The 6,205-nt window shown below is 63.2% G+C and carries 5 protein-coding genes and 1 pseudogene; 3 read left to right on the top strand and 3 right to left on the bottom strand.

Annotated elements, in window-relative coordinates; all coding sequences use genetic code 11:
- Positions 1-157: 157 nt before the first annotated feature.
- The 3 genes and pseudogenes from ACWIE7_RS18055 to ACWIE7_RS18045 all read right to left on the bottom strand — a co-directional run bounded on the left by ACWIE7_RS18055 (position 158) and on the right by ACWIE7_RS18045 (position 4,283).
- Positions 158-1,582 carry a PIN domain-containing protein gene (locus tag ACWIE7_RS18055; RefSeq protein ID WP_454070172.1) on the bottom strand — a complete coding sequence of 475 codons (1,425 nt, stop codon included), beginning with the start codon at positions 1,580-1,582 and terminating at the stop codon, positions 158-160.
- A 259-nt stretch (positions 1,583-1,841) separates the two neighbouring features.
- Positions 1,842-3,302, bottom strand: a complete 1,461-nt coding sequence (locus tag ACWIE7_RS18050; RefSeq protein WP_344995317.1) for a hypothetical protein — start codon at positions 3,300-3,302, stop codon at positions 1,842-1,844.
- Between the two features lie 181 nt (positions 3,303-3,483).
- Positions 3,484-4,283, bottom strand: a pseudogene (locus ACWIE7_RS18045) (recombinase family protein).
- A gap of 246 nt (positions 4,284-4,529) precedes the next feature.
- On the opposite strand from ACWIE7_RS18045, the gene ACWIE7_RS18040 reads away from it, so the two are divergent.
- The 3 genes from ACWIE7_RS18040 (at position 4,530) to ACWIE7_RS18030 (ending at position 5,893) form a co-directional block, all read left to right on the top strand.
- On the top strand, positions 4,530-5,006 hold the full coding sequence (locus ACWIE7_RS18040) for a hypothetical protein (protein WP_454070171.1): 477 nt from the start codon (positions 4,530-4,532) through the stop codon (positions 5,004-5,006).
- 136 nt (positions 5,007-5,142) lie between these two features.
- On the top strand, positions 5,143-5,757 hold the full coding sequence (locus tag ACWIE7_RS18035) for a maleylpyruvate isomerase N-terminal domain-containing protein (RefSeq protein WP_454070170.1): 615 nt from the start codon (positions 5,143-5,145) through the stop codon (positions 5,755-5,757).
- A gap of 10 nt (positions 5,758-5,767) precedes the next feature.
- Positions 5,768-5,893 (top strand): hypothetical protein, encoded by a 126-nt coding sequence (locus ACWIE7_RS18030; RefSeq protein WP_454070169.1) that lies wholly within the window; start codon positions 5,768-5,770, stop codon positions 5,891-5,893.
- Positions 5,894-6,205: the final 312 nt, after the last annotated feature.

Raw genomic sequence — 6,205 nt, 5'->3', positions numbered from 1 at the left:
CGACGCGTAGTCGGCTTGCTCGGGTTCGTATCCTTCGGCATGAGTCCATCCTCGTTTCCAAACGATGGAGACTCCAACCAACCCAGTGCGATTCAGACGTGTCGCACCAGCGCGTCGCGTGAAGCACGCCCAAGTGCGCCGAGAACCAGACCTTATGTCAACCTGTGCCGTCTTCTTGCTGGTCGTCAGTGCTCGCTTCGTGGAGCCCTGCATCTGTACCAGCTTGCGTGTGCGGTTTTCCCGGAGCGGGGTCGCCAAACCCAGTCAACAAATCGGGAGCGGAGATCGAATCTGCTATCCGCTTTATTTCCGCTGCCAGACCTGGTGTGTTCCCGAAACTTTTAGCCAACGTCGAGAATTCTGCAATCTCCCCGAGGTTTGGAGCGGCTTTTCGTACTGCCTCCCGGGCCCGCCTGAAGCTCTCACCCTCCTGGGCGGCCAAGCCCGACGCCCAGTCGGTAGCAGCCAGCTGCGTCTGCAATGGCTCGAAGTGGGGCGCGAGGCGACGGGCCATGACCTCTTGGGTCTCCTTGAGAGTCTGGTGGAGCTGAACTGCGACCTGACTGATCGCGATGGCTCCGCCGGCGGAGACTTCCACCAAGCCGCGTACCGTGACGCGGCGATGGCGCTTGGAATCCCCGCTCGCGGTTCGAACAAGGACCTGGGCCGGGCATGTCACCGCCACGTTGCCCTTCCATGTGTCCTCACCGGGAGGGTGGGTGACATCGCTGAGGATTATCTTGTCCGTATCGATCTCGACGTCGAGGACCATAATCTCGCTGACATTGTCTACCCCTGGCAGAGAGTCGGAAGGCAGCGTGCACCCTGCTGCGAGTGTTCGGAGCGAGATCGCGACCTGGAGGCGCAAGTCGTCAGTTAGACCGGGCAGTTCGTCGCCCTCTCGGTCGGCCGCTGCCACTTCGAGCGCATCTAGGTGTTGAACGAAGGTTCGAATCTGTCGAGCCTGGTAAACGCTATCAAGCAGGCCGTATTTCTTCAGCTCGCGGGCCAGGTCAGCGTGCCAGCGCTCAGCAAGCTCTGGAGCTTCCTCTTGTTTAAGCTCTGCCGACTCTCGCTCCGTCGACGCACCGAAGTCTGAGCTGTTGTTGGTAACCATCCACACCTGGGCAGATGGCGCATCGCGTGCAAGGTCAAGCAACTGAAGCCACAAAGCCGCATCGCGCGTTCCCCCGGGCTTGGCCTTACCTTGCGACGTGGGCAGAGCCGGGGCCATCCGCTGGGCAGCTCGCTTCACTGCTCCGAGGAAGTGCTTACGAGTCGGTTCAAGTACTTCAATTCCCAGATCACGAAGCCGCTCGCGGAATCTCTTCTCGTAGGTCTGCAACTGCTCGGTCGCGTGTTCCTGAAAGTCGGCACCAAGTAGCTGACCCCTTCGCAGAGCATCAAGGGCGGGGCCTGCCTCTCGGTTGACCATCCCGGAGTTCTCAACCACCACGACTTCGGAGAGAACTACACGGACGTCGAGGCCATGACGATCACGTAGTAAGTCCTGCCAGACCTGGCCCTCAAGCCACGGGTGACCGTTAAGCACGTTGGTGTCGATGAACACCACTATCTCCACGCGGAAGCCCTCCATTCCAGCCGAAACGCCCGGTGTTCGGCTTCCGAGTCTCGCTCATGGACGCCAATCCTCTCAGCATCCCGACCGGCCCATATCCCGTACTAGGAAATCGCAGTTCTGCGAGGTTCAAGCTACTGCGTTTGACGATTCTCTACTGCGATACACCTCTGTGCTCGCTACTACTTCACCGTCTCGTTGACCGATGCGATGATGGCACTGGCAGTCTGCCGGGGACTGGTCCCCACCAGTCGGCCGTCGACTATTTTTCCCCCAGATCGAAGAACTCTCGAATCAAGCCCGTGAGATAGGTGGGCTCGGCGGTCTTCAACACCAATTCGCCTGTGAACACCTCGTTGTATCCGCGCACGGTTGCGGTCCAAGTACCTCGAAGTTGTTCAGGGGCCTCGCCATTGACGAGAAGGGCGACGTCACCGTCGCAGGTCTGGAACGTGGCCTTCGGCCGGAGATCCCCCACGGCGACCTCCGCGCTGACCGTCTCAGACGTCGTCCATTCAACGTCGGAAGGCGAGTACGAATCGGGCACGAACGACAATGGGTTGACGAAGTTGGCAGAGTACCCAGGACCAAAGCGAAGTTCTCGCTTAACGGGTCCCCATTTCCGAGGTGGAGAGGGTAGCTGCAGGTCGTCCCACCCCGGCCCGTCTTGATCTCCCTGAGCGTCCACAACCACAACAGGTTCTTCGAGGTGGAGCTTCACTTCAACGTCATGCAGAAACGTCTGGGTTTTATTGACTACTGCTACTTCGATCGCAGGCAGAGACTGCGCGGCGAACAGCTCTATGGCGTCTGCCCAAGCTCGACGGAAGCGCTCCTCCCAGGCATCAATTTCGGCTCTGTACTCGTCTTCGGAGCGGTTCTCTGGGTCCTCGGTAGCGGCTATACCCGCAATCCGACTTGCGGCTGCTTGATCTGCCCGCAGTCGCGATAGGGAAGCGGAACCCATTGCTGCGCTCAAGTAGCTGGCAGCCCCTGCTGCCAAACCAGTTTCCAAGGGCTCTTTAGACTCCGGCGCAGGGAGTGCAGCGAGCAAGCGTCGGCGCACCTTCTCAACCAGCTCGTTCAGGGTGGCCTCGTCAACAGTGAGAGGTACGACTGCGCCTTTGACAGCGACCTCGAGGTCGACCGGCGCCGGCGAATTTGCAGCCCCGCGCGCCAGCAATAGATCTAGTTCGTCGGCGGTCGCTTCACGGGTTTCCCCATCTCCCCGGTAGTAGATGCGGCCGTCTTGGAGGCCTTCACCGTTGGCTCGGCAAGCGAAGGGGGGCTGCCCCTTCTGTGGAGGGTCGACGATGAAGATCAGAACCTGATTGGGCGTGCCCTGCAGCGGGACGCGCACGATGTCCCAGCGGGGGCCAGCTGCACCGAGATATCGCTGAATCACCTTCGAAAGTTCAAGTTTCTCCATCGGAGGCACACCCTCGACGCCATTCTCGGTAATGCCGACGATCATGACGGCGTACCCTCCGAAGGCTTCGGCGGCACGGTCAGGCAACCGGTTGGCGGCACCAAGGATGAACTTAGCCACCTTGGCCATGACCGTCTTTGAACCGAGGTCTGGCGGCCCCTTGAGCTCAAGGTAGTGGTCTTCTGCGAGATCACCATGAGCTGAGACCGCGGCGACAAGACGTTCAGCGGCCATCTCGCCGAGGGGCGCGCGCGTGAGGTCGATGGCAGGGATCGGATCGTGGTTCGAGGTCATACCTATCTACTTTCAGTGATGCAGGGGAGAGCGCTGCACAGTCAGCACTACTTCTGGCGACCATGCGAAGTAGGTGCCCTGCTTCGCAAGGTCGCCATGCACCAGTTACTCCTCATCTCTGGCCAACACCTCAACCATCAGTCACACCCGGTCGGCAGAGTCCTGAACAGCGCAAATTTAGTCACGCTTCGGCATTCGCCGCGTAGCGTTTGAGTGCCCGGTACAACGTGGATCGACCCACACCGAGCTCGCGGGCGATCGCTGACGGTCCCTCCCCCGCCTCGATGCGGGCCCGGGCCTTATCGATCTGTTCGTCAGTCAGGACGCGTTTGCGTCCCTTGTACTTGCCCTTCGCTTTGGCGATGGCGATGCCCTCGGATTGGCGTTCACGAATTATCGCTCGCTCGAACTCGGCGAACGCCCCGAGCAGCGAGAGCATCAGGTCTGCTCGAGGATCCTGGGCGCCGGCGGCGTAGGTGGCCCGTTCGTGGACGAACTCCACACTGGCTCCCTTTGCGGTGATCTCGCCGACGATCTGCCTGAGATCGACCAGGGATCGAGCGAGTCGGTCCATCGAGGCGACAACCAGCTCGTCACCGTCCCGGAGATACCCGATGCACTCGGCGAGCTTCACACGGTCGGCCCGCGAGCGAGCGGACTGCTTCTCGACATAGACCCGGTCACACTCCCCCACCGCCTCGAGCTGACGCGCCTCGTTCTGATCCGCGGCCGACACCCGCACGTACGCCACCCACTGCCCTCGCGGACGCGAGGCCCCGCGAGCCGGTTTCGGGGCCGGCTTCAGCTCCGGCTCTGGCATCCGCTCGATAACGTTCTCCGAGTCCGTCGACGCCACCCGAAAATTCCAACCCAACTCGCCTCGGCGACGGAACCGAGTCCGCACCTTCCCGCGGCTGACGATGAGCACCTCCTGGCCACCGTCACCCGACGGTTCAGCAACGTCCCAATCCGATCAGCCATCGGAAGACCCTTTCGCCTGGAATTTGTAGCAATAGATACTAGACCCGACGGGAAGGCGTTTCATAAAGACCGAACCCGACCCTATGACACAGCAGCGATGGCGGACGCCCGGCCGTCCCACAAAGGTGTACCCGAAGGTACGAGGCCACCATCGCCGCCAAATCAGGACTCGCCGGCGGCGCAGCCCGCATCAGAAATCCCGCCCGCACCGGTTGACGGCGCCTGTGACGGTCGTACCGTCACGGCATGGCCACCGAGATGCTGCACACGTACATGCAGGACCACCACGCCGGGGCGGCCGCGGGTGTCGACCTGTTCCGTCGCGTCGCCGAGAGCCACGACGACGCCCACATCCGCGAGGTGGTCTCCCGGCTCGGGGACCAGACGGAGGAGGACAAGCGGTCCCTCGAAGACCTGATGACGCTCGTGGGCACTTCGCCCTCCACACTCAAGGACCTGCCCGCCCGCGCCGCAGAGAAGGTCGGTCAGCTCAAGCCCAACCAGCGGCTCGCCGAGCGGTCCCCGCTGAGTGATCTGCTGGAGCTCGAGGCGCTGACGCTCGCCGTGGCCGGCAAGGAACTCGGGTGGAAGGCGCTGATCGACATCGCCGACCCGCGACTCCCCCGGGCCACCCTCGAGGAACTGGCCACCCGCGCCCGGGAGCAGGGCGAGCAACTGGAGAAACTCCGGCTGCGGTGCACGGACGCGCTGCACCAGGACTGAGCGGGGGCCCGGCCACAGCTGACCGAACCGCGCCAAGGGGCTGCTGGCGCGGTGAAACTGTCGAGCGCGCGGAGATGGCCTCCCGATAGCGCTGTGAGCATTGACTACCACGATATGCGGCAGGAAGACTTGCCCGATGATGCATCGAACGTGGTTCGATCTGGCGGCCGAGGGATTCACCCATGTCATCGAAGGCCTCCGCTCCACCGATCTCACGCGTCCCGGGTTGGGTGACTGGGACCTACGGGCTCTCCTCGGTCACACCACCCGGGCGTTTCTCACCACCGAGTCCTATCTCCGGTCTTCGGCCGGCACGTCAGCACCGGACCTGGCAAGCCCGGCAGCGTACTTTCACGCCGCCGCTGCTAGCGGGCTCGCCGACCCTACCGAGGTCATCGCGCGGGGCCGGGACGCCGGGGCCGCGCTGGGAGAGAACCCGATCAACGCCGCGCTCGACATCGCTCAACGCGTGACCGCCGTGATCGATGCCAGTCCCGATAATGCACTGGTCGCCACCCCTGTCGGGGCGATGACACTCATGAGCTATCTCCCCACCCGTGCATTCGAACTGACCGTCCACGGAATCGACCTCGCGTCAGCATCTCAGCAGCCGATCCCACATGCACACACCGAAGCCGCTGCCTACTGTGTGGCACTTCTCGCCGACATCGCGTCCCCGTCCGACCGCATAACGACGGTGCTGGCCCTGACAGGTCGATCTGGACTACCGGCAGGTTTCTCGCTTCTGTGATCAGGCCTCGGTGACTCGGGCCGACCCGCGACTCCCCCAGGCCACCCTCGAGGAACTGGCCACCCGCGTTCGCGAGCAGGGCGAGCAACTGGAGAAACTCCGGCTGCGGTGCACGGACGCGCTGCACCGGGAATGAGCGGGGGCCCGGGCCACAGCTGACCGAACCCTCGCGGAACGCTCGGCGACGGCGTCGTCGTCGTCAGACCCGCGACATCAACCACCGCGGACGCCGACCGGTGGGGCCACGCCAGGTCCTCCCCTACGGTCGAGATATGAGCACCACGCGCGATATCGCACGGAATGCCAGAGCACTGACCAACGCAGAGGGCGGTTTCCCCGCGCAGGAGCAGGGGCCCCCGGCCTGACCGGCGAGATGAGCCCGCAGCCCGACCACGGTGAGCAGAGCTACCGCGGTTCCGGACGGCTCGAGGGGCTGCGCGCGCTCATC

This window comes from Dietzia sp. NPDC055343 (assembly GCF_053645265.1).
This window is presented reverse-complemented; position numbering and strand designations above follow the sequence as displayed.

Bases quoted from the DNA above. Each gene is read 5' to 3' on its own strand.
- ACWIE7_RS18040 (WP_454070171.1), top strand. From the start codon at position 4,530: ATGGCCACCGAGATGCTGCACACGTACATGCAGGACCACCACGCCGGG.
- ACWIE7_RS18035 (WP_454070170.1), top strand. From the start codon at position 5,143: ATGATGCATCGAACGTGGTTCGATCTGGCGGCCGAGGGATTCACCCAT.
- ACWIE7_RS18050 (WP_344995317.1), bottom strand. From the start codon at position 3,302: ATGACCTCGAACCACGATCCGATCCCTGCCATCGACCTCACGCGCGCG.